This is a genomic window from Rhizobium binxianense, from assembly GCF_028994275.1.
Lineage (GTDB): Bacteria > Pseudomonadota > Alphaproteobacteria > Rhizobiales > Rhizobiaceae > Rhizobium > Rhizobium binxianense.
Window position 1 is genome coordinate 3451223 of record NZ_CP118713.1, and the last position, 21401, is coordinate 3472623.

21 protein-coding genes and 1 pseudogene are annotated in these 21401 nt (G+C 61.8%); 17 read left to right on the plus strand and 5 right to left on the minus strand.

Annotated features, from left to right (window positions below; all coding sequences use genetic code 11):
* Positions 1 to 37: 37 nt before the first annotated feature.
* The 3 genes from PO860_RS17035 to PO860_RS17045 are packed head-to-tail and all read left to right on the plus strand — an operon-like array spanning position 38 to position 1409.
* Positions 38 to 457, plus strand: coding sequence for a tautomerase family protein (locus tag PO860_RS17035; RefSeq protein WP_272783899.1), 420 nt, complete (start codon positions 38 to 40; stop codon positions 455 to 457).
* Positions 454 to 855, plus strand: a complete 402-nt coding sequence (locus PO860_RS17040) for a cupin domain-containing protein (protein ID WP_272783898.1) — start codon at positions 454 to 456, stop codon at positions 853 to 855. The genes PO860_RS17035 and PO860_RS17040 overlap by 4 nt, the downstream gene beginning before the upstream one ends.
* Positions 852 to 1409 carry a DUF4865 family protein gene (locus PO860_RS17045; RefSeq protein ID WP_272783897.1) on the plus strand — a complete coding sequence of 186 codons (558 nt, stop codon included), beginning with the start codon at positions 852 to 854 and terminating at the stop codon, positions 1407 to 1409. Before PO860_RS17040 ends, PO860_RS17045 begins: the two co-directional genes overlap by 4 nt.
* Before the next feature lie 2 nt (positions 1410 to 1411).
* On the opposite strand, the gene PO860_RS17050 is transcribed toward PO860_RS17045, so the two are convergent.
* The 3 genes from PO860_RS17050 to PO860_RS17060 all read right to left on the minus strand — a co-directional run bounded on the left by PO860_RS17050 (position 1412) and on the right by PO860_RS17060 (position 4157).
* On the minus strand, positions 1412 to 2047 hold the full coding sequence (locus PO860_RS17050; protein WP_272783896.1) for a LysE family translocator: 636 nt from the start codon (positions 2045 to 2047) through the stop codon (positions 1412 to 1414).
* Between the two features lie 185 nt (positions 2048 to 2232).
* On the minus strand, positions 2233 to 3672 hold the full coding sequence (pyk, locus tag PO860_RS17055) for a pyruvate kinase (RefSeq protein WP_183609542.1): 1440 nt from the start codon (positions 3670 to 3672) through the stop codon (positions 2233 to 2235).
* Positions 3672 to 4157, minus strand: a complete 486-nt coding sequence (locus PO860_RS17060) for a DUF1036 domain-containing protein (protein ID WP_089152718.1) — start codon at positions 4155 to 4157, stop codon at positions 3672 to 3674. The genes pyk and PO860_RS17060 overlap by 1 nt, the downstream gene beginning before the upstream one ends.
* 201 nt (positions 4158 to 4358) lie before the next feature.
* Between PO860_RS17060 and PO860_RS17065 the strand changes: the two genes are divergently transcribed.
* The 3 genes from PO860_RS17065 (at position 4359) to PO860_RS17075 (ending at position 5840) form a co-directional block, all read left to right on the plus strand.
* The gene (locus tag PO860_RS17065) at positions 4359 to 5147 is read left to right on the plus strand and encodes an N-formylglutamate amidohydrolase (RefSeq protein WP_272783895.1); all 789 of its coding nucleotides are present in this window, start codon (positions 4359 to 4361) and stop codon (positions 5145 to 5147) included.
* A 32-nt stretch (positions 5148 to 5179) separates the two neighbouring features.
* Positions 5180 to 5485 carry a DUF1244 domain-containing protein gene (locus PO860_RS17070; RefSeq protein ID WP_183609540.1) on the plus strand — a complete coding sequence of 102 codons (306 nt, stop codon included), beginning with the start codon at positions 5180 to 5182 and terminating at the stop codon, positions 5483 to 5485.
* 91 nt (positions 5486 to 5576) lie between these two features.
* Positions 5577 to 5840, plus strand: coding sequence for a DUF2312 domain-containing protein (locus PO860_RS17075; protein ID WP_003585771.1), 264 nt, complete (start codon positions 5577 to 5579; stop codon positions 5838 to 5840).
* A gap of 138 nt (positions 5841 to 5978) precedes the next feature.
* Here PO860_RS17075 and PO860_RS17080 read toward each other — a convergent pair whose 3' ends face one another.
* Positions 5979 to 7841 (minus strand): peptidoglycan L,D-endopeptidase MepK, encoded by a 1863-nt coding sequence (locus tag PO860_RS17080; protein WP_275037902.1) that lies wholly within the window; start codon positions 7839 to 7841, stop codon positions 5979 to 5981.
* Positions 7842 to 8019: 178 nt separating this feature from the next.
* The gene (locus PO860_RS17085) at positions 8020 to 9564 is read right to left on the minus strand and encodes a sigma-54-dependent transcriptional regulator (RefSeq protein WP_272783893.1); all 1545 of its coding nucleotides are present in this window, start codon (positions 9562 to 9564) and stop codon (positions 8020 to 8022) included.
* A gap of 207 nt (positions 9565 to 9771) precedes the next feature.
* On the opposite strand from PO860_RS17085, the gene PO860_RS17090 reads away from it, so the two are divergent.
* From PO860_RS17090 to PO860_RS17140, 11 genes and pseudogenes are all read left to right on the plus strand, one after another.
* Positions 9772 to 11625 carry a M3 family oligoendopeptidase gene (locus PO860_RS17090; RefSeq protein WP_273884936.1) on the plus strand — a complete coding sequence of 618 codons (1854 nt, stop codon included), beginning with the start codon at positions 9772 to 9774 and terminating at the stop codon, positions 11623 to 11625.
* 266 nt (positions 11626 to 11891) lie between these two features.
* Positions 11892 to 12998 carry an aminodeoxychorismate synthase component I gene (locus PO860_RS17095; protein WP_275038336.1) on the plus strand — a complete coding sequence of 369 codons (1107 nt, stop codon included), beginning with the start codon at positions 11892 to 11894 and terminating at the stop codon, positions 12996 to 12998.
* A complete protein-coding gene (locus tag PO860_RS17100; protein ID WP_183609535.1) occupies positions 12995 to 13624 on the plus strand; it encodes an aminotransferase class IV family protein in 630 nt (209 codons plus the stop codon). The genes PO860_RS17095 and PO860_RS17100 overlap by 4 nt, the downstream gene beginning before the upstream one ends.
* Before the next feature lie 2 nt (positions 13625 to 13626).
* Positions 13627 to 13911: a YciI family protein gene (locus tag PO860_RS17105; protein ID WP_183609534.1), complete on the plus strand. Its 285-nt coding sequence runs from the start codon at positions 13627 to 13629 to the stop codon at positions 13909 to 13911.
* Between the two features lie 172 nt (positions 13912 to 14083).
* Positions 14084 to 15535 (plus strand): homospermidine synthase, encoded by a 1452-nt coding sequence (locus PO860_RS17110; protein ID WP_183609533.1) that lies wholly within the window; start codon positions 14084 to 14086, stop codon positions 15533 to 15535.
* A gap of 171 nt (positions 15536 to 15706) precedes the next feature.
* On the plus strand, positions 15707 to 16081 hold the full coding sequence (gene omp10 / locus PO860_RS17115; RefSeq protein WP_183609532.1) for an outer membrane lipoprotein Omp10: 375 nt from the start codon (positions 15707 to 15709) through the stop codon (positions 16079 to 16081).
* Between the two features lie 38 nt (positions 16082 to 16119).
* Positions 16120 to 16439: pseudogene (locus PO860_RS17120) on the plus strand (hypothetical protein).
* 172 nt (positions 16440 to 16611) lie between these two features.
* Positions 16612 to 18555 (plus strand): bifunctional metallophosphatase/5'-nucleotidase, encoded by a 1944-nt coding sequence (locus tag PO860_RS17125; protein WP_183609531.1) that lies wholly within the window; start codon positions 16612 to 16614, stop codon positions 18553 to 18555.
* Between the two features lie 124 nt (positions 18556 to 18679).
* Positions 18680 to 19714, plus strand: a complete 1035-nt coding sequence (gene hemH / locus PO860_RS17130; protein WP_183609530.1) for a ferrochelatase — start codon at positions 18680 to 18682, stop codon at positions 19712 to 19714.
* 181 nt (positions 19715 to 19895) lie between these two features.
* Entirely contained in the window at positions 19896 to 20936 is a 1041-nt protein-coding gene (locus PO860_RS17135) for an SPFH domain-containing protein (RefSeq protein WP_183609529.1), read from the plus strand.
* A gap of 3 nt (positions 20937 to 20939) precedes the next feature.
* Positions 20940 to 21395 carry an NfeD family protein gene (locus PO860_RS17140; RefSeq protein ID WP_126827131.1) on the plus strand — a complete coding sequence of 152 codons (456 nt, stop codon included), beginning with the start codon at positions 20940 to 20942 and terminating at the stop codon, positions 21393 to 21395.
* Positions 21396 to 21401: the final 6 nt, after the last annotated feature.

The window sequence follows — 21401 nt, forward strand, 5'->3', positions numbered from 1 at the left end:
TCAAGGCCGACAGACGGCCTGAACCATGGAGACCCCGATGCCCTTCGTTCGAATTTCCCTTCGCAAAGGCAAGTCGCCGGACTATCTCGGCGCAATCGCCGACAACATCCAGCGCGCCCTGATGGACACCTTCGACGTGCCCGAAAACGACCGTTTCCAGGCCATCCATCAACATGACGAGAATGAGTTGATCTTCGACCGCAACTATCTCGCCGGCCCGCGCTCCGACAATTTCGTCTATATCTCGATCACAACAGGCAGGCCTCGCACCGGCGAGATGAAGGCGGCGCTCTATCGGCGGATCGCCGATCTCCTGGCGCAATCGCCGGGCCTCCGGCCTGAGGATGTGATGATCGTCATCAGCACCAGCGCACCGGAAGACTGGTCCTTCGGCGACGGCATGGCCCAGATGATCGACCTAGACTGGCGGCTACGTGTGGCTGGAGGCCGGCAATGAGCGCTTCGAACCCGAAGACCATGACCATCAGGCGCCCCGGCAAGGCAATCCGTTCGCCGGAGAGCGTCGCGACTGCGCCCTTCTGGGTCGAGATGCTGCTCGAAGGCAGCGCCGATGGCGAGAACACCGCAATGCGCGCCGCGCTCGATCCCGGCACCCTTACGCGCTGGCACACGCATCCCAGAGGCCAGTTGCTCTATGTGCTTTCGGGCCATGGGTTGGCGCAGAACGAGGGCGGCCCGATCGAAGCATTGCGGGCCGGCGACGCCGTCTGGTTTGCGCCGGGTGAGTGCCACTGGCATGGCGCAGCCGATGACAGCCCCTTCAGCTATATCAGCATCCAGCCGGTGGAAAACGGCAGCATCGTCGAATGGCTGGAACCGGTGGCACAGTCATGATCACCATGCAGTACAGCTTCACCCTGCCCGCCGATTATGACATGTCGATCGTCGACCGCCGCATCCGCGACAAGGGTCCGTTGCTCGACGGCTTTCCCAATCTCGGTTTCAAAGCCTATCTCAGCGCCCGCAAGGGAGAGTTCGGCAGCCACGACAATCTCTATGCGCCCTTCTATCTCTGGCAGAGGCCGGAAGGAGCAAGCAACTTCCTCTGCGGCCCAGGTTTCGAGGCTCTCACCAGCGCCTTCGGCTTGCCACAGGTAAGGACCTGGATTGTCTGGCAGGCAGAAATCTCGCCTGATATCGCCTCAGCCAGGTTCGCCACACGCGATGTCCTGCAGACAGAGCCTTATGCGCCGCTCGCCGACATCCGTCGTGCCGAAAGCGCAGAGGCTGGCGCCGACGTCGCGACAGGCGACGCTCTCGCCTCCGTCTCCGGCTTCGAACCGACGACCTGGACGCGGGTGCGCTTCAGACTGTGGGGAGAAATTCCCGAGATCGGCGGACACACGCAGGCCTATCGCGTCGGTCACCTATCCCTGCCTCAACCCTGAACTCAGACGGTTGCCCGGCGATAGAAGGCGAGCGAGCCGGCAAGCGCCAGCAGCGCGCCGCCGCAGGCCCGCTCCAGCCACATGGCGCCTGAAGTTTTCAGGAAACGCACTGCCTGCGTACCGAAGAAGGCGTAGCCGAACATGATGAGGAAATCGAGCACGGCAAAAACCAGCGCCAGCAGCGCATACTGCGTTGCCTGCGGCAGGGTCGGGTCGATGAACTGCGGCAGGAAGGCCGAGAAGAACAAATAGCCCTTCGGGTTGGTCGCCGCGACCATGAAGCTCTTCAGTCCGATCGAGAACGGCGATGTCGCACTGGCAGGCGCCCCGGACTTCAGCGCCGCATCGATCGTGCCCTTCGAGCGCAGCAGCATGATGCCGAGAAAAGCGAGATAGGCGGCACCTGCCCATTTCAACACCGAGAACCAGAATTCCGACGCGGCCAGCAGCGCGCCGAGCCCGATCGCGACCGCGCCGATCAGCAGGAAATCGGAAAGCACCGCGCCGATCATGCCGGCAATCGCCCGGCGCAGACCGTGTCGCGAACCGTTGGTCAGCGCCAGCAGCACCGTCGGCCCCGGCGTCGCGATGCCGACGAAGGAAACGGCTGCAAAAGCCAGAAGCGTGACGAGATCCATGATGCCCCTCCCAGAACCAGTGCATGATGCCGAAAAGTGTCAGCGGTTTGCGGGCGACATCATGCTCAATTTTTTGATGGAAATCGAAACTTGCATGCGTCGCTAGCCTTTGCAATGCCGGCCCGCCAACGAAAAACCCGCCACCTCTTTTTGAGGCAGCGGGCTTTTGAAAGGATGCGATCGGATCAGATGCCGCTCTGGCCGTCGGAGCCGATATAGGCGATGCGGATCATGTTGGTGGCGCCAGGCGTACCGAGCGGCACGCCGGCCGAGATGATGATACGGTCGCCCGGCTTGCCGAAGCCTTCGTCGGCAACGATGCGGCAGGCGCGGTTGACCATGTCGTCGAGATCGGTCGCGTCATGGGTGACGACGCAATGCAGACCCCAGACGATGGCAAGGCGGCGCGCCGTCTTGATGATCGGCGACAGTGCCAGGATCGGCACCTGCGGACGCTCGCGCGAGGCGCGAAGGCCTGTGGTGCCCGACGAGGTGTAACAGACGATCGCCGACAGCTTCAGCGTCTCGGCGATCTGGCGGGCAGCAAGCGAGATCGCATCGGCGCCGGTCGCTTCCGGCTGGGCGCGCTGGGCATAGATGATGCCGGGATAATGAGGCTCGCGCTCGATGGCAGTGGCAATCGACGCCATGGTCGAGACGGCTTCGACCGGATAGTCGCCCGAGGCCGATTCGGCGGAGAGCATGACGGCATCGGCACCTTCGAAGACGGCGGTCGCGACGTCGGAAACTTCGGCGCGTGTCGGCACGGGTGCTGAGATCATCGATTCCAGCATCTGCGTGGCGACGACCACCGGTTTGCCCGAACGGCGGCAGGCGCGGATCAACTGCTTCTGGATGCCGGGAACCGATTCAAGCGGCATTTCGACGCCGAGATCGCCGCGGGCGACCATCAAGGCGTCGGAAAGCTCGATGATTTCCTCAATGCGCTCAAGCGCCTGAGGCTTTTCGATCTTCGACATCAGGCCGACGCGGCCCCGGGCGATCTTGCGCACTTCGGCAAGGTCGTCGGGACGCTGGACGAAGGACAGCGCCACCCAGTCGACATCGTCGGTAGCGAGCACGGCGTCGAGATCGGCGCGGTCCTTATCCGTCAGTGCGCCGACGCCGAGCAACGTGTCGGGAAGGCTGACGCCCTTGCGGTCGGAGATGCGCGTACCCGAAATAACGGTGGTGACGATGCTCTTGCCATCACATTTTTCTGCGCGGAGCGCGAGCTTGCCGTCGTCGATCAGCAGGCGGTGGCCGGGCTGCACCGATTCCAGAATCTCGGGATGCGGCAGATAGACGCGGTTCTGGTCGCCGAGCGCTTCGTTGTTGTCGAGCGTGAAGGTTTGGCCGGGTTTCAGGTCGACTTTGCTGTCTGCGAATTTGCCGACACGCAGTTTTGGTCCCTGCAGGTCGGCCAGAATGCCGATCGGCCGGCCGGAGCGCGCTTCGACCGAGCGGATGCGCTCGATGAGCGTACGCATCAGGTCGTGGCTCGCATGGCTCATATTGATGCGGAAGACATCCGCACCGGCCTGATGCAGCTTCTCGATCATCGATTCCTCGGAGGAGGCGGGCCCGAGGGTGGCGAGGATTTTAATTTTGCGATTACGCTTCATCAATTCTGGCTTTCTTGCGTCCCTGGGGTGTCGGAGAGCTGAACCATCCAGCTACCCTGGCGGCCCGTATCATATTCCTTGAATCCCATCTTCTGATAACCGCGGGCATAACAATCCTGCACACCCGTGATCTTGAACTCGTTTTCCGCCACGCACATCTGCACGTCACCCGTCCATCGTCCTCCGCGGGCAGCGTCCTCTGCGTAGAGGTAATAATAACGCGACTGCAATTCTCCCTCGATCAACGTCGCGCAGGTCGTTGCCGGCACCTGCCACCAGCCCTCCGTCATCCAGCCATCCTTGGCCCGATAGCCGATCGCGACGCCGACGAGGTTTTGCGTTCCGTTGCAGACGCGAAAATCGGCGCGTGCGGCATCTGCGATGAAAAACGGCATGATGGCTGCAAGAGCGAACAGAGCGAGACGGACCAGCGGTCCGGACCGCGTGAGGAAACTTGGCGCGGCTTGGATCAACACGGCTCCCAAATAGCTCCACGGTTATTCGTATCCGTGTCTTCTTGCGCCGCCGTCAAGCGAAAGTCAACGCAATGCTAATCGATTATATTTCCTTTCGCAAACCACCCGTCGAGGGTCCGGTTGAACCTCTGTCCGCCTGCGGCGCTTGAACCTGCCGCAGGCGCATGCGATCACTGCGCCCGACTGCACAATGACGAACGGCAATTCCTGATGGACGACTTCCAATCCTTCGAGATTCTATCCGGCAAACATGACAAAGGCATGGTGATCCTCGCAGATCACGCGATGAACCGCCTTCCCGCTCGATATGGACGGCTCGGACTGCCCGACGCGGCCTTTGCCCGCCACATTGCCTATGACATCGGCATCGAGGGGCTGACGCGCCAGCTTTCGGCGAGGCTCGGCGTGCCCGCGGTGCTCGGCGGCTTTTCCCGCCTGCTGATCGACCCGAACCGCGGCGAAGACGATCCGACGCTGATCATGAAAATATCAGATGGCGCCGTCATATCGGGCAATCATCCGATCACGCCGCAGGAATGGGACGACCGCATCGAAACCTTCCACCGCCCCTATCACAATGCCGTCGCCGCAACGATCGACAGCGTGGCGAACGCCACCGGCCGGGCGCCGCTGGTGCTGTCGCTGCATTCCTTCACCCCGGCCTGGAAAGGTATTCCTCGCCCCTGGCACGCCGCCGTGCTTTGGGATAGCGACCGTCGCGCCGTCGGCCCGTTGCTTGACCTGCTGCGCGCCGATCCCGATCTCATCGTCGGCGACAACGAACCCTATGACGGCGCACTGAAGGGCGATACCATGTACCGCCACTGCATGATCACGGGCATTCCGCATGCGCTGCTCGAGGTGCGGCAGGACCTGATCGCCGACGAGGCCGGCATATCGGCATGGGCCGAGCGCCTGGCGCCGATCTTTGCGGCGATGAATGCCGACCCCGCCTTGCACACATATGACGTGCACCTGTCGCGCACCGGCCCCTATTGAACGAAAGCCCCATTGAACGGAAGGAAAGCGAGATGACCGCGCTCAGCAAGGAACAGCAGACCGAAGCCGAGGCCGCCGCCTTCCGCCGCCTCCTCGCCCATCTCAGGGAACGCAGCGACGTTCAGAACATCGATCTGATGAATCTCGCCGGCTTCTGCCGCAACTGCCTGTCGAACTGGTATCGTGAAGCCGCCGAGGCCGAAGGTGTCACGGTCAGCAGGGACGAATCGCGCGAGATGGTCTATGGCATGCCGTATGAAGACTGGAAGAATCTTCACCAGAACGAGGCCTCGCCTGTGCAAAAGGCTGCTTTTGACCTGAACAACCCACACAAATAGCTCGGGCGGCCGACAACAGGCTTGACCGTGACGTCGCTTCGCGGCAGTCACGTGCATCCCAAATTGATCACCGAAAAATCAGGAGAACACGATGTCTGATGCTCATGGCGTCGCCCGCGACCAGCTTCGCGCTTTCATCGAGCGCATTGAACGGCTGGAAGAAGAAAAGAAGACCATCGCCGACGACATTAAGGACGTCTATGGCGAAGCCAAGGGAATGGGCTTCGACACCAAGATCCTGAAGAAGGTCGTGGCGCTGCGCAAGAAGGACGAGCAGGAGCGCATGGAAGAGGAAGCCATCCTCGACACCTACCTGCACGCGCTCGGCATGATCGAGTCGCCGCCGGAAGGCTGATCGGCCGACATTGCCGATGTCGACAAGCCGTCGGGCCTTCCGGCGGCTTTTCTTTTGCGCGCCATGGATTGCACAATATCTAAAAAGAAAAACCGCCGGATCGCTCCGGCGGTTTTTGATATTCCATGATTGGCTGGCTCAGTTCGTGTTGAACTTGCGCACTTCCATGAAGTTCACTGCCGTGCCGCTGAAGCGGGCGGGATCGACCGAAGCGGTCTTGATGTTGAAGCCCTCGGCATAGACCGCGGTCGGCTGGGCGCGCATCGTCTGGCTGACGAAACGCGGCGCCTTGACCTGCTTGGAGGCCATTTCGAGGCGGGCATTGGTCAGCGCCCACTGCGAAATCATCTTCTGCGTCAGCTTCGGCTCGGTACGGACCGTCGTGCGGCTGGCATCGGCCGCGGCGGCTTCCTTCTGCGTCGGGCGGCCGCCCTTGGCAGGAAGGCCCTGGGCCACGGCGCTTTCGGCAGCCGGTTCGTCGAAGCCGTCGCCAAAGCTTGCCGATTTGGTCATCGGCGCTAGAGCTGCGAGCTCGAGCGGCGGCTTTGCGGCGGGCGCCTTTTGCGGCATCGCGGCGTTGATCGCCTGCTCTACCGTCATCTCAGGCGCGTGCGAGGCGACCTGGTTTTCTACACCCTTGTTCTGCTGGCCCTTATTCTCCTGATCGAGCGCATCGGCAACCGCGGGAGACAGCGCGTCCTGATCGGCTTCGTCGGCCTCTGCTTCCGGATCCGCATCGGCCGCGGCAAGAAGGTTCTCGGCAACGGCGGGGCGTTCGATCGGCGTCGGAACCGGCAGTCCGTTCGCGCCCGTCAGCATGTTGGGATCGGCCGAAGCAAGTTCGGCGTCGCCGGGTGCGCGGCGCTGGCCAAGGAGCGAGGGAACCGGGATGCTGTAGGCGCTGAGATCGGCAAACTGCTGCGGCTGGGCCTGATCGGCCGGAAGCGCTGCGGCAAGAGCCTGCTGCGCGGCATTACCCGAAGACGGCGCCACCAGCGCACTTGCCACTTCGCTGCCGGCCGGCTGGTTGCTGAAGGCCGGGCGAACCTGCGGCACCGGCGCATTGAGATCGGCAACTTCGGTCTGCTGCGGCTCGGCAGGCGCGGGTTCGGCCTTCGGCGGCGTCGCCTTGGCGACGGCGACAGGCGCCGAATCGTCGTTCTCGTCTTCCTGCTCGTCCGCTCCGCCGCCGAAGAGTGCTTCGAACAGCGTCTTATGCTTCGGCGCCGATTCGGAAGCGCTGGCGATCTCGATCTGCGTGCCGCTGACGCGGCGCTTGTAGTCGGCCATCGCCTGCTGATAACCCGGCAGCGGTTTGCCGTCGGCCGGAATATGGATGGTGTTGCCGTTCGGGAAAAGCCGGACCAGCTCGTCGCGGCTCATGCGCGGCCAGGCGCGAACGCCGCCGACATCCATGTGCACGAAGGGCGAACCCGACTTCGGATAGAAGCCGACGCCGCCGACCTGCATCTTCATGCCGATACCGCGCAGGGTCGCCAGCTTGACGTCCGGAATGAAGAAGTCCATCGCCTTGCCGAGCATATGCTGGCTCTTTTCGGCGACGCCCGAGTTGCGCGAGCGGCCGCGCAGCATCTCGTTGGTACCCGGCGAACGGAAACCGCAGACGACGTTGATATAGTCCCTCGAACCGCTCTGGCGATAGACTTCCCAGATCAGGTCGAACAGGCGCGGGTCCATCTTCGTCGGCTGGTTCTTGCGCCAGTCACGCAGGAAGCGGTTCAGCTGCTCCAGACCCTTGGGGTCGAACTTGCCGTTGCGCTTGTAGGTGATGACGGCTTTTTCGCCGGTATGGATGAAATAGAGCTTGAGGCTGCGGGTGTCGCCCGCTGCCTGCGAAGGTGTACTGACGAATACCGGTGAGGAAACCGCGAGCGCCAGAAGGGCGGCCGCTGCCGTCCTTACTGCCTTTCCGCAGATGTCGGCGCACAAAGCACGCCAGCTCAAGCGCGAAGGCTTGGAATTCCCATTCAGATTCGGCAACTCGATCCCCGTCAGACAGACAATGTCCCGTACTGTCTCAGATGACTGTCAAATGCGGTCACACGATGGCAAAAATGCCACACATGATCAACCTTTTCTTTACATAGTGAACGAGCCACTAACAAGTGGTTTATGATCAGTAACAAATCGTGGTTGCCTTAGTCTTAACAAAAAGCGCTTAAGCCGCATCTTTCTGGGGATTGTCGGGGTCTATACCGTAGTCCTTGAGCTTGCGATAAAGTGTGGACCGACCAATGCCAAGTTTGCGCGCCACTTGACTCATCTGTCCGCGATAGAATTTGAGTGCGAATCGGATGAGCTCCTCCTCGACATCGGCAAGCCTACGCACGTCGCCGGCAGGATTGACGCTGGCGATCGCGTTTTCCGAGGTTTCCGACAGGCGGTGGTGTACTTCTCCTGCGATCGATGCCCTGAAGTCGTCACCATAATTGTCATCGGGATCGAGGCCGGTATTGTCGGCAACGAGCGCCAAGTGATCCACGACTTCGTATTCCGGAAGCTGGGCGGCGATCTGCGGGAAGTCGCCCTCGGTCAGTTCCGCCCCTTCGGCCAGAACAACCGCACGGAAGATTGCGTTTTCGAGCTGGCGGATATTGCCCGGCCAGTCATAGGCGGTCAGCAGCGCCAACGCGCCTGCGTTCACCGTCATGCGCCGACCACTCTTCTGCTCGCTGGAGAAGCGGTCTGCAAAGACGCGCACCAGATGCGGAATGTCCTCCTTACGCTTGCGAAGTGCAGGAATGGTGATCGGGAAGACGTTGAGGCGATAGTAGAGATCCTCGCGGAAATGGCCGTTCTTGACCTCCTCGATCAGATCCTTGTTGGTCGCCGAGATCAGCCGGACATTGACCTTGTGCGCGGTGCGCGCGCCGACGGTCTCGATCTCGCCTTGCTGCACGGCGCGCAACAGCTTCACCTGCACCTCGAGCGGCAGGTCGCCGATCTCGTCGAGGAAGATTGTGCCGCCGTCGGCTTCCATGAATTTGCCGATATGGCGCTCGGTCGCGCCGGTAAACGCGCCCTTCTCGTGACCGAAGAGGATGCTCTCGACAAGATTATGCGGGATCGCCCCGCAATTGACGGTGACGAACGGCTTGTTCGAGCGGTCGCCGCCGGACTGGATGGCACGCGCCACCAGCTCCTTGCCGACGCCGGATTCGCCTTCGAGCACGACGGGAATGTTGGACTGGGCCGCCCGCTGCGCCAGATCGATGACGCGGATCATCGCCGGGCTTGCCGAGACGATGTCGTCGAAACCGACCGCGCCTGAGCGAGATCGGCGTCCGGCCCGCGCCTTGACCTCGCGCTGGTCGAGCTTCATCGCGTTCGAGATCGAGGTGGCGATGCGTTCGGGCGAGACCGGCTTGACGACGAAATCGAAGGCGCCGGCGCGCATCGCCTGCACCACCGTTTCAATGCCGCCCTGCCCCGTCTGGACGATGACCGGGATCTGCGTGCCGAATTCGTGCAGCGCGTCGAGAAATTCGAGGCCGGTCATCTCCGGCATCATCAGGTCGAGCACGATGACGTTGAAAAGGCCGCTGTCGCGTTTGACCATTTCCAGGCCGATGCGGCCGTTTTCCGCCTGGTGCACGACATGGCCGTGGCGCTCGATTGCGTTCTTGAGCAGACGGCGCTGCACCGGGTCGTCCTCGACCACGAGGATTTGCCCTGCTCCCTTGAGCTCATTGTAACCGGTCATTGTCGCTCCACTTCATGCGAAACCATGAAGCGCACTCTGGCAGAAAGGCTTGAACATCCAGTTTTGAGAAATAATTGCATTTTAACGATTGCAACGGGTCGTTTTCGTGCCGAAGCGACGCCTTTCATGCGCTGAATGGCCCTTGATACGGGACCTTCTCACGCTTATTCAAGCAGACTGTTATGAAAGTGGAGAGGAATTGCGCCCATGAAAATCAAGCTCCCGCACGCCGGCTTTCTTTTGTCGCCAGCAGCGCCGGCTGGAGCCGCCGATCCGGCGCTCGGTGATCTGCCGGTCTGGAGGCTGCAGGATCTTTATCCCTCCGCCACCTCAACCGCTTTCGTCGCCGACATGGAAAAGGCCGGCAAGGCCGCGATTGCCTTTGAAGGGAAGTGGAAGGGCAAACTCGCCGACGCCGCGACGAAGACCGGCGCTGAGGGCATCGGCGCGGCGCTGAAGGAATACGAGGCGCTTGATGATATCATCGGCCGCCTCGGCTCCTTTGCCGGCCTCACCTATTTCTCCGACACCACCAACCCGGCGAACGGCAAGCTCTACGGCGACGTGCAGGCCAAGATCACCGAATTTTCCGGCCACCTGCTGTTCTTCGCGCTCGAACTCAACCGCATCGACGACGCAGTGATCGACGCCTGTATGGCCAATGATCCGGCCGCAGGACATTACCGCCCCTGGCTCATCGACCTCAGGAAAGACAAGCCCTATCAGCTCGACGATCGGCTGGAACAGCTCTTCCTCGAAAAGTCGATGACATCTGCGGCTGCCTTCAACCGCCTCTTCGATGAAACCATGGCGGAACTTCGCTACGACATCGATGGCGAGAAAGTGCCGCTCGAAGTGGCGTTGAACCGGCTGCAGGAAAAGGATCCGGAAGTCCGCCGCAAGGCAGCCGTGGCGCTCGCCGAAACCTTCAAGGCAAATATCCGCACCTTCACGCTGATCACCAACACGCTTGCCAAGGACAAGGAGATCGCCGACCGCTGGCGCGGCTTCGAGGACATCGCCGACTCCAGGCACCTGGCAAACCGCGTCGAGCGCGAGGTCGTCGATGCGCTGGCAGCCGCTGTCCGCGAAGCCTATCCCCGCCTTTCGCATCGCTATTACAAGATGAAGGCGAAATGGCTCGGCATGGAGCAGATGAATTTCTGGGACCGCAACGCGCCGCTTCCGGAGACTTCCAACGCCATCATTTCCTGGCCCGAAGCGAAGGATACGGTGCTTTCGGCCTACGGCAATTTCGCCCCCGAGATGGCGGATATTGCCAGGCGCTTCTTCGACGAGCAGTGGATCGACGCCCCGGTCCGCCCCGGCAAGGCGCCTGGCGCCTTCGCCCATCCGACGGTTCCCTCGGCCCACCCTTACGTGCTCGTCAATTACATGGGCAAGCCGCGCGACGTGATGACGCTTGCTCACGAGCTTGGCCATGGCGTGCATCAGGTTCTCGCCGGCGCGCAAGGCGCGCTGATGTGCCAGACGCCGCTGACGCTCGCCGAAACCGCGTCCGTCTTCGGCGAGATGCTGACCTTCCGCGCGCTTCTGGAAAAGACCAGCGACAAACGCGAGCGCAAGGCGATGCTCGCCCAGAAGGTCGAGGACATGATCAATACCGTCGTGCGCCAGATCGCCTTCTACGAATTCGAGCGCCAGCTCCACACCGCCCGCAAATCAGGTGAACTCACCGCCGACGACATCGGCGAACTCTGGCTCTCGGTCCAGTCGGAAAGCCTCGGGCCGGCGATCAACATTTCTGAAGGTTACGAGACTTATTGGGCCTATATCCCCCACTTCATCCACTCGCCCTTCTATGTCTACGCCTACGCTTTCGGCGACTGCCTGGTGAATTCGCTCTATGCCGTCTACCAGAAGGCCGAGCAGGGCTTCCAGGAGAAGTATTTCGAACTGCTGAGGGCCGGCGGCACCAAGCATCACTCGGAACTCTTGAAACCTTTCGGCCTCGACGCCACCGATCCGTCGTTCTGGAGCCAGGGCCTGTCGATGATCGAGGGGCTGATCGACGAGTTGGAGGCTTTGGACAGGGGCTGAGAGCGCGCGTCCCTTCTCCTCTCGGGGAGAAGGTGCCGGCAGGCGGATGAGGGGGCCACACGGCAGGAATATCCTTCGCATATGCCCAGGTCGCTTCGCTCCACTCCCTCATCTGCCCTTCGGGCCTCTTCTCCCCCGAGGGGAGAGGCGGAAGATATCTCACTTTCCCCATCGCACCTTGAGCAATGAGGAGCAGAACAAACTGAAAGCGTTGCGTGGCTGACCAACCCTATATTCTCTTCCGCGACGACACATCAGGACAGGTGATGCTTTTCGCCGAACCGGCCGAGATCATCGTCGCGCGAACGCGCGCCGAATTCTTTGCGGGCCTTTCCCGCATGGAGCAGGCCAAGGCCGAGAGCAAATGGCTTGCCGGCTACATGGCCTACGAGGCCGGATACTTCTTCGAAGACAAACTCGCCCCCTTCGCCGGGGAACACCGCGAGACCCCGCTGCTCTGTTTCGGCGTCTTCGACGCTCCGCAGCCGGATGCGCATCCGGTCGCCCAGCCAAAACAGCGCTTCGAGAACGAGGAATTCCTCACCGCCCCGAAAGCCGCCTGGGATTTCCCTATATATAAAGAGCGCTTCGACCGCCTCCACAATCACCTGCGGCTCGGCGACGCCTATCAGGCGAACCTCACCATGCCGGTCGAGGCCCGTTGGAGCGGCGATCCCCGCGCCGCCTTCTGGTCGCTGATCGAACGCCAGCCGGTCAAATACGGCGCGCTGGTCGATCTCGCCGGTCCGGTCATTCTGTCGCGTTCGCCCGAACTCTTCTTCCGTACCGACGAACAGGGCTGGATCGAGACGCATCCGATGAAGGGCACGGCAAAACGCGGCGCCACCGCCGCCGAGGATGTCGAAATCATCGAGGCCATGCGCCGCGATATCAAGACGCAAGCGGAAAACCGCATGATCGTCGATCTCCTACGCAACGACATCTCCCGCATCACCGAGGTCGGCACACTCGACGTCCCGAAACTCTTCGACATCGAGACCTATCCGACGGTCCACCAGATGGTGAGCCATGTGCAGGCAAGGTTGCGCCCCGGCCTTTCGATCCGAGACATCTTTTCCGCACTCTTTCCCTGCGGCTCGATCACCGGTGCGCCGAAGATCAGGGCAATGGAGATTCTCCATGCGCTCGAGGATGTCCCGCGCGACGCCTATTGCGGCGCGATCGGCATGATCTCGCCGACCGGCGCCATGCGGTTTTCCGTCGCCATCCGCACCATCACGCTTTTTGACGGCGGCAGGGCCGTCTTCAATGTCGGCGGCGGCATCGTCTTCGATTCCACCGCCGAGGCCGAATATGAGGAATGCCTGCTCAAGGCCCGCTTCGCCGTCGGCGACCAATGGATCGCACGATGATCGATTTTTCACTGATCGAGACGCTGCGCTGGCAGCCCGGGGAAGGCTTCATCCGCTTGAAGCTGCATCTCGCCCGACTTTCCCGCTCCGCCCGCCGTCTTGGCTTCCCGCTACCGATCGACGCGGCGGCCAAGCTCGACGACGCCGTTGCAGGCGCTGTCCGTCCGCTACGCATCCGCCTGACCTTCGACCCGCAAGGCCGCATCGCGGTGACGAGCGCCGCTTTCGCGCCGCTCGCGCCCGATACCACCTGGACCGTGCGCCTCGCCGGGACCCGTCTCGATTCCGCCGATAAGCTGCTGCGCGTCAAGACTACCCGCCGCGCCGTCTACGAGGCCGCGCGCGCCGAATATACGTCTGCCGAGGCCGACGAAGTCATCCTGTTGAACGAGCGCGGCGACGTCTGCGAGGGCACCATCACCTCGATCTTCCTGGATGACGGGACCGGTATGCTGCGCACCCCGCCGATTTCCTGCGGCCTGCTCGCTGGCGTGTTGCGCACCGAACTCATCTGCGCGCGCAAGGCGCGCGTCGGCCGCCTCACGCTTGCCGATCTCGATGCCGGCGCACTTTATGTCGGCAACTCGCTTCGCGGCCTGATCCGCGCAAACCTTCTGAGGAACTGACCATGTTCATTCTCTCCCTCACCTATCTCAAATCCAACGATGAAGCCGACAGGCACATGGAGCCCCACATGGCCTGGGTCAGAGAGGGTTATGCCAAGGGCTGGTTCCTGGCGTCCGGCCGCAAGGTGCCGCGCACCGGCGGTGCGATCCTGGCGATCGGCGACCGCGCCGCAATCGAGGCCTATGTCGCCGCCGATCCCTTCACCATCCACGGCGTCGCCGAATACGACATCACCGAACTTGCGGTGACGACGACGGCCGAAGGACTGGAAATCCTGAAACGCTGATTTTTGCGGGAGCCGGTCGGACATCCGTCCGCCCGATATTTGCCCTTTCCCCGTCAACGCTCTTTATTGTGACGCGGTTTTATGGTTAGAGCCGGTCACTTCGCATCTCTGCGGCAATTTCAAAAGAAATCTTCAGGCCGAGCACCTTCGTCCCCTTCCACAGGAGAAAAGAATGACGGAACAAAACTATCCGGTATATGCCGAAATCACCGGCCCGATCGTGATGATCGGCTTTGGCTCCATCGGCCGCGGCACCCTGCCCCTGATCGAGCGCCATTTCAAATTCGACAAGAGCCGGATGGTCGTCATCGACCCGCGCGAAGAGCCCTCCGACATGGAGATCCTGAAGAAGCACGGCGTTCGCCACATCAAGGAATATGTCACCAAGGACAATTACAAGGAGCTGCTGAAGCCGCTGCTGACCGAAGGCGAAGGCCAGGGTTTCTGCGTCAACCTCTCGGTCGACACCTCCTCGCTCGATATTATCAAGCTCTGCCGCAAGCATGACGTGCTCTACATCGACACCGTCGTCGAACCCTGGCTCGGCTTCTATTTCGACAAGGGCATGAGCAATGCCGATCGCACCAACTATGCGCTGCGCGAAACCATGCGCAAGGAAAAGGCGAAGAACCCGGGCGGCGCCACCGCCGTCTCCACCTGCGGCGCCAATCCGGGCATGGTCTCCTGGTTCGTCAAGCAGGCGCTTGTCAACCTCGCAAACGACACCGGCCTGAAGTTCGACGAGCCGGACCAGCACGATCGCGAAGGCTGGGCAAAGCTGATGAAGAAGCTCGGCGTCAAGGGCGTCCACATTGCCGAGCGCGACACCCAGCGCACCAAGCATCCGAAACCGCTGAACGTCTTCTGGAACACCTGGTCCGTCGAAGGCTTCATCTCCGAAGGCCTGCAGCCGGCCGAACTCGGCTGGGGCACGCATGAAGAGTGGATGCCGAAAAACGCCAAGAAGCACAAGAAGGGCAACAAGGCGGCGATCTACCTGGAGCAGCCGGGCGCCAACACCCGCGTGCGGACCTGGTGCCCGACGCCCGGCCCGCAATATGGTTTCCTCGTCACCCACAACGAGTCGATCTCGATTGCCGATTACTTCACGGTTCGCGACAAGGACGGCGAAGTGACCTTCCGCCCGACCTGCCACTATGCCTACCATCCGGCCAATGACGCCGTGCTCTCGCTGCACGAGATGTTCGGCAATGGCGGTACGTCGCAGCCGGTCCATCACGTTCTCGACGAGGACGAGTTGGAGGACGGCATCGACGAACTCGGCGTCCTGCTCTACGGCCATGAGAAGAACGCTTACTGGTATGGCTCGCGCCTGTCGCTGGAAGAAACCCGCCGCATCGCCCCCTACCAGAACGCCACCGGCCTGCAGGTCACATCAGCCGTTCTTGCCGGCATGGTCTGGGCGCTTGAGAACCCGACTGCCGGCATCGTCGAAGCCGACGAAATCGACTACAAGCGCTGCCTCGAAGTGCAGATGCCCTATCTCGGCCCGGTCGAAGGCCACTACACCGACTGGACCCCGCTTGACGGCCGTCCAGGCCTCTTCCCGGAGGATATCGACACCAAGGATCCCTGGCAGTTCAGGAACATCCTGGTTCGCTAAGATCGCCCGCACAACCTCGAAGATGCCCGCCGCAAGGCGGGCATTTTTGTAACGCCTGCTGTCTAAATGCCGCCCGCCGCCCCTCCAAGGCTTGCCTTCACAGCGGGCGCGCGCCATGTTTTGCCCGAACTTGGCGGCTGTCCGCCGCGCCGATTCGCCGGGAGAAGCCTTATGAAAATCAGAACTGGTCTCGTTCTTGTCGGCGCAGCCGCCGCTCTTGCCGCCTGCGTTTCATCCGAGCCGCGTCGTCTGCCGGTTGCAACCGCACCGGCCACTACAAATTCAGTTGAAGGTGCGTGGTCAGACGCCAACGGCTTAACGTCTACCTTCACAAGCGGACAGTTCGTAACCCGCACGAACGATGGAACAAATACACAGATGGCATCGGGGACATATACGACCAGCCCAGATGGGATTATTCAGATAAATCTGTACTCGAATATCAAAAGAACAAGCTCGCTTGTTAATTGCGCTTTGATCGGATCAAGCCAGCTGAATTGTACGACAGCAACCGGTTCGCAGTTCACGCTTTCACGCCGCGGCTAAGACGAGCGAATGGGGTTGGGTTTGCGCGGATAAATACCATGCGGGCCTTCGCCTTTTACCTCCTCCTGCTGCTTGCAATGCCGCCCGCGGCACTTGCCCTCATCTCGCCGGCCAACGTCTATCGTGCCCAGGGTATTGCCGCTCCCGATTGCGACGGGCCGCTGCAGGTGCTGATCTTCGCCGTACCCGCCATCCTGATTTATGGCGCAGGCGCATTCCTTGCCCATCGGGCCGGCCGGCGCTTTCACCGCGTCGTTTCCCTTCTCTGCCTGATCGTCGCGCTCGCCACGGTCCGAATATTGCAGAGGCCGTGCACGAACTCTACCGAAACGCCGCCGATGGCGAATGCCAGGGTTAACCCTCTGGCTTTTTTGCCCTGCCCCCTTGGAAAGCGCCCGGTCTGGCCCAGCTTTCTCTTGCGGTCGCCCATCGTCTGATGGAACATCCGCACGCCGGGAAACTGCCCCGGCGGATTGTGGAAGGGATCGGCGAGGATCGGGGGATCTCTCGCCTCAATCAGGAGAACAGGGATGACGAAGTCTTTCAGCTTCGGTCTTTTGACCGCGTCCATGCTGGCGCTGAGCGCGGGCGCCGCCTTTGCCGATTACGAACTCAATATTCTTCATATCAACGATTTCCATTCGCGCATCGAATCGATCAACAAGTTCGACTCCACCTGCTCGGCCGAGGAGGAAGGCAAGAAGGAATGCTTCGGCGGCGCTGCCCGCCTGAAGACCGCGATCGACCAGCGCCGTCAGGCGCTATCCGGCAAGAACGTTCTCCTGCTGAATGCCGGCGACAATTTCCAGGGCTCGCTGTTCTACACGACCTATAAGGGCGCCGCCGAAGCCGAATTCCTGAACCTGATGAAGTTCGACGCCATGACCGTTGGCAACCACGAATTCGACGACAGTGAAGACGGGCTTGCGACTTTCCTCGACAAGGTGCAATTCCCCGTCGTGACGGCGAACGTCAAGGCGACGGCCGCCTCCAAGCTCGGCGACCGCATCAAACCCTCGCTGGTGCTCGATGTCGGCGGCCAGAAGATCGGCATCGTCGGCGCCGTCACCAATGATACCCCCGAGCTGTCCTCCCCCGGTCCGAACGTCACCATCGCCGATGACGTCCAGAGCATCACGTCAGCCATCCAGGATCTGAAGGGCCAGGGCGTCAACAAGATCATCGCGCTCACCCACGTCGGTTATCCCCGCGATCTCGCTTTGATCGCCAAGATACCGGATGTCGATGTCGTCGTCGGCGGCCACTCCCATAGCCTGCTCTCCAATACCGACCCGAAGGCTGAAGGCCCCTACCCGACGATGGTCGATAATCCCGGCGGCTACAAGGTGCCGGTCGTTCAGGCCGCCTCCTACAGCAAGTATCTCGGCGATTTCGTCGTCAATTTCGACGACAACGGCGTCGTCAAGGATGCCAAGGGCGATCCGATCCTGATCGATTCCACCTTTACGCCCGATCCGGCCGTCGTTGCCCGCATCGCCGAACTGGCCAAACCGATCGAGGAATTGCGCAAGAAGGTGATTGGCTCCTCCGACAGCCCGATCGAAGGCGACCGCAAGGTCTGCCGCGTCAAGGAATGCTCGATGGGCAATCTGGTGGCCGACGCCATGCTCGACCGCACTAAGAACCAGGGCGTTACCATCGCCGTCCAGAATGGCGGCGGCCTGCGCGCTTCGATCGACGGCGGCGAGGTCACCCAGGGCGAGGTCATTACCGTCCTGCCGTTCCAGAACACGCTCGCGACGTTCGAGTTGACCGGCGCCGATGTCGTCAAGGCGCTCGAAAACGGCGTCAGCCAGATAGACCAGGGCGCCGGCCGCTTCCCGCAGGTCGCCGGCCTGAAATTCTCCTTCGACCAGTCGAAGCCCGTCGGCAGCCGCGTCAGCGAGGTACAGGTCAAGGACGGCGCCAATTTCGCGCCGATCGATCCGGCCAAGACCTACAAGGTCGCCACCAACAACTTCATGCGGGCCGGCGGCGACGGCTATTCGATCTTTAAAGAGGGCCTGAACGCCTATGACTTCGGCCCGGATCTTGCCGATGTGACCGCGGAATATCTGGCCGCCCATTCACCCTATAAGCCCTATACCGATGGCCGCGTCACAGAAATGGGCGCGACTGTAGCACAGGCGCCCGCTGCCGAACCCGCAGCACCTGCGCCGACAACCGAGCCCGCTCCTGCCCCCGCGGCACCCGCTGCACCAGCACCGGCTCCCGCACCCGCTGCACCGGCACCAGCAGCTCCCGCACCCGCTGCGGAACCGGCACCGGCAGCCTCCGCCCCTGCCGCGACAACACCGTCCACCCATGTCATCGCCGCCGGCGACACCTTCTGGGATCTCGCCGTGACCTTCTACGGCGACGGCACGCTGTGGCGAAAGCTTTCGGATGCCAACGGCAAGCCGAACCCGCATCACCTGACGGTCGGCAAGGAGATCGAGGTCCCCGCCAAGTAAGACGATTTGTCCCGATGCCGCTGGCCGGTCCGGGGTTTCCCGGGCCGGCTTTTCTTTCTATAGGGTGAACCACGATCTCGAGGCTGCGTATGAGCCGGCGGGACAAAAAGAGCGTTGGACCAGAATGACAGCAGATATTTCACTCCGCCCGGCGGACCATCCGGCCGTCAAGTCAGGCAAGATCGGTGTCCTGCTGGTCAATCTCGGCACGCCCGACGGCACCGATTACACGTCGATGCGCCGCTATCTCCGGGAATTCCTGACCGATCGACGCGTCATCGAATGGTCGCCGTGGAAATGGTATCCGATCCTGTTCGGCATTGTGCTCAACACCCGCCCGCAGAAGGTCGGCAAGGCCTATGAGCTGATCTGGAACAAGGAGAAGAACGAAAGTTATCTCCGCACCTACACCCGCAACCAGTCGGAACTGATGGCCGAGCGCCTGAAGGATATTGACAACGTCAAGGTCGACTGGGCGATGCGCTATGGCACGCCGTCGATCGCCGCGCGCATTGAGACACTGAAGCAAGAGGGCTGCGACCGTATCGTGCTCTTCCCGCTCTATCCGCAATATGCGGCGGCGACCACCGCCACCGTCAACGACAAGGCGTTCCAGAAGCTGCTCTCGATGCGCTGGCAGCCGGCGCTGCGCACCGTGCCTGACTATCATGACGATGAGGCCTATATCGAAGCGCTGGCCAAGTCGGTGGAACGGCATCTGTCGACGCTCGACTGGAAGCCGGAGATGCTGCTTGCTTCCTTCCACGGCATTCCGATGTCCTATTTCAAGCAGGGCGACCCCTACTACTGTCAATGCCAGAAGACCGGCCGGCTGCTGCGCGAACGGCTCGGGCTCAGCAAGGATAACTTCATGGTCACCTTCCAGTCGCGCTTCGGGCCGGAGGAATGGCTGCAGCCCTATACCGACAAGACGGTGGAGAAGCTCGCCAAGGACGGCGTCAAGCGCATCGCCGTCATCAATCCCGGTTTCGTCTCCGACTGTCTGGAGACGCTGGAGGAGATCGCCGAACAGGCTGCCCATTCCTTCCATGAGAACGGCGGCGAGAAGTTCGCGCATATTCCCTGCCTCAACGACGGCGAGGACGGCATGAAAGTGCTGGAAACGGTCGTTCGCCGCGAATTGCAGGGCTGGGTCTGAGAAATTTTTTTCAGAAAGCAGCGCCGCACGGATAGCTGGCGAAGCCCCGAATAACCCAACCGAGACGAAACCTCCGCCTCACACGGATGTGTGGCATCCGTGTGGCATTTCTTCCTCGCAAAGAACATGCTACCCCACCACATCAGTGTATGGGCGCATGCGCCGATAGGAGGAATTCTTCATGCTGTTCGGCGGCTTCGACATCGTCGTGATCGTGCTTGTCATCTTCGTCATCCTGGTGCTCTTTGCCGGGATCAAGACAGTGCCGCAGGGCTACCGCTATACGATCGAGCGCTTCGGGCGTTACACCCGCACGCTGGAGCCAGGCCTCAACCTGATCACCCCCTTCATCGAACGCGTCGGCGCCAAGTTGAACGTCATGGAGCAGGTGCTGAACGTGCCGACCCAGGAGGTGATCACCAAGGACAATGCCTCGGTTTCGGCTGATGCCGTCTCCTTCTATCAGGTGCTGAACGCCGCCCAGGCTGCCTATCAGGTCTCCAACCTCGAAAACGCCATCCTCAATCTCACCATGACCAACATCCGCTCAGTCATGGGCTCGATGGATCTCGACGAACTGCTCTCCAACCGTGATGCAATCAACGACCGGCTACTGCGCGTCGTCGACGAGGCCGTGCATCCCTGGGGCATCAAGGTCACCCGCGTCGAGATCAAGGACATCCAGCCGCCGCGCGACCTCGTCGATGCGATGGCCCGCCAGATGAAGGCCGAGCGCGAGAAGCGCGCCCAGGTGCTGGAGGCTGAAGGCTCGCGCAACGCGCAGATCTTGAGAGCCGAAGGCGCCAAGCAATCCGCCATCCTGCAGGCCGAAGGCCAGCGCGAAGCCGCCTTCCGCAACGCCGAAGCCCGCGAACGCTTGGCCGAGGCCGAAGCCAAGGCAACGAAGATGGTCTCCGAGGCGATCGCCGCCGGCGACATCCAGGCGATCAACTATTTCGTCGCCCAGAAATACACCGAGGCGCTGACCTCGATCGGTTCGGCGCCGAATTCGAAGATCGTGATGATGCCGATGGAAGCCTCTTCCATCCTGAGTTCGCTCGGCGGCATCGGCGCCATTGCCCGCGAAGTCTTCGGCGATGCTGGCAACAACCAGGCAGCGCCGCCGCCCCTGCCGCCGCGTCCGCGCCCCGCACCCGTCCGTTCGACGCCGCCGATCAATCCGCCGAACCCCAACCCTTTCAACCCCGATCCGGAGCGATAGGCCATGCTGGCGAAGATCATCGCCGAACTCGGACCGTGGAGCTGGTGGGTCGCCGGCCTCGTGCTGCTCGCCGCGGAAATGATCGTTCCCGGCTTCTTCCTGGTCTGGATCGGTCTTGCCGCCCTGATCGTCGGCGCACTGTCGCTGCTCTTCTGGGACAGTGCCTTCTGGGTCTGGGAGTTGCAGGCCATCCTCTTTGCGCTGCTTGCCGTCGCCACGACCTTCGCCGGCCGCCGCCTGACGCTGCGCAATGCCGAAACCGACGAGCCTTTCCTCAATCAGCGCGGCGAGAGCCTCGTCGGCCGCACGGCAACGCTGCACGAGCCGATCCGCGAGGGCCGCGGCCGCATTCGCCTCGACGATACGTTATGGCAGGTGATGGGACCCGATCTTCCTGTGGGAACGCAGGTGAAGGTGGTTTCGTGTCACGGCCGCGACTTGAGGGTCGAGCCGATCTGATCGGAC

Excerpts from the sequence above, each read along its gene's own strand:
- PO860_RS17035 (WP_272783899.1), top strand. The coding sequence starts at position 38 with ATGCCCTTCGTTCGAATTTCCCTTCGCAAAGGCAAGTCGCCGGACTAT.
- PO860_RS17040 (WP_272783898.1), top strand. The coding sequence starts at position 454 with ATGAGCGCTTCGAACCCGAAGACCATGACCATCAGGCGCCCCGGCAAG.
- PO860_RS17045 (WP_272783897.1), top strand. The coding sequence starts at position 852 with ATGATCACCATGCAGTACAGCTTCACCCTGCCCGCCGATTATGACATG.
- PO860_RS17050 (WP_272783896.1), bottom strand. The coding sequence starts at position 2,047 with ATGGATCTCGTCACGCTTCTGGCTTTTGCAGCCGTTTCCTTCGTCGGC.
- pyk (WP_183609542.1), bottom strand. The coding sequence starts at position 3,672 with ATGAAGCGTAATCGCAAAATTAAAATCCTCGCCACCCTCGGGCCCGCC.
- PO860_RS17065 (WP_272783895.1), top strand. The coding sequence starts at position 4,359 with ATGGACGACTTCCAATCCTTCGAGATTCTATCCGGCAAACATGACAAA.
- PO860_RS17070 (WP_183609540.1), top strand. The coding sequence starts at position 5,180 with ATGACCGCGCTCAGCAAGGAACAGCAGACCGAAGCCGAGGCCGCCGCC.
- PO860_RS17075 (WP_003585771.1), top strand. The coding sequence starts at position 5,577 with ATGTCTGATGCTCATGGCGTCGCCCGCGACCAGCTTCGCGCTTTCATC.
- PO860_RS17085 (WP_272783893.1), bottom strand. The coding sequence starts at position 9,564 with ATGACCGGTTACAATGAGCTCAAGGGAGCAGGGCAAATCCTCGTGGTC.
- PO860_RS17090 (WP_273884936.1), top strand. The coding sequence starts at position 9,772 with ATGAAAATCAAGCTCCCGCACGCCGGCTTTCTTTTGTCGCCAGCAGCG.
- PO860_RS17095 (WP_275038336.1), top strand. The coding sequence starts at position 11,892 with ATGCTTTTCGCCGAACCGGCCGAGATCATCGTCGCGCGAACGCGCGCC.
- PO860_RS17100 (WP_183609535.1), top strand. The coding sequence starts at position 12,995 with ATGATCGATTTTTCACTGATCGAGACGCTGCGCTGGCAGCCCGGGGAA.
- PO860_RS17105 (WP_183609534.1), top strand. The coding sequence starts at position 13,627 with ATGTTCATTCTCTCCCTCACCTATCTCAAATCCAACGATGAAGCCGAC.
- PO860_RS17110 (WP_183609533.1), top strand. The coding sequence starts at position 14,084 with ATGACGGAACAAAACTATCCGGTATATGCCGAAATCACCGGCCCGATC.
- omp10 (WP_183609532.1), top strand. The coding sequence starts at position 15,707 with ATGAAAATCAGAACTGGTCTCGTTCTTGTCGGCGCAGCCGCCGCTCTT.
- PO860_RS17125 (WP_183609531.1), top strand. The coding sequence starts at position 16,612 with ATGACGAAGTCTTTCAGCTTCGGTCTTTTGACCGCGTCCATGCTGGCG.
- hemH (WP_183609530.1), top strand. The coding sequence starts at position 18,680 with ATGACAGCAGATATTTCACTCCGCCCGGCGGACCATCCGGCCGTCAAG.
- PO860_RS17135 (WP_183609529.1), top strand. The coding sequence starts at position 19,896 with ATGCTGTTCGGCGGCTTCGACATCGTCGTGATCGTGCTTGTCATCTTC.
- PO860_RS17140 (WP_126827131.1), top strand. The coding sequence starts at position 20,940 with ATGCTGGCGAAGATCATCGCCGAACTCGGACCGTGGAGCTGGTGGGTC.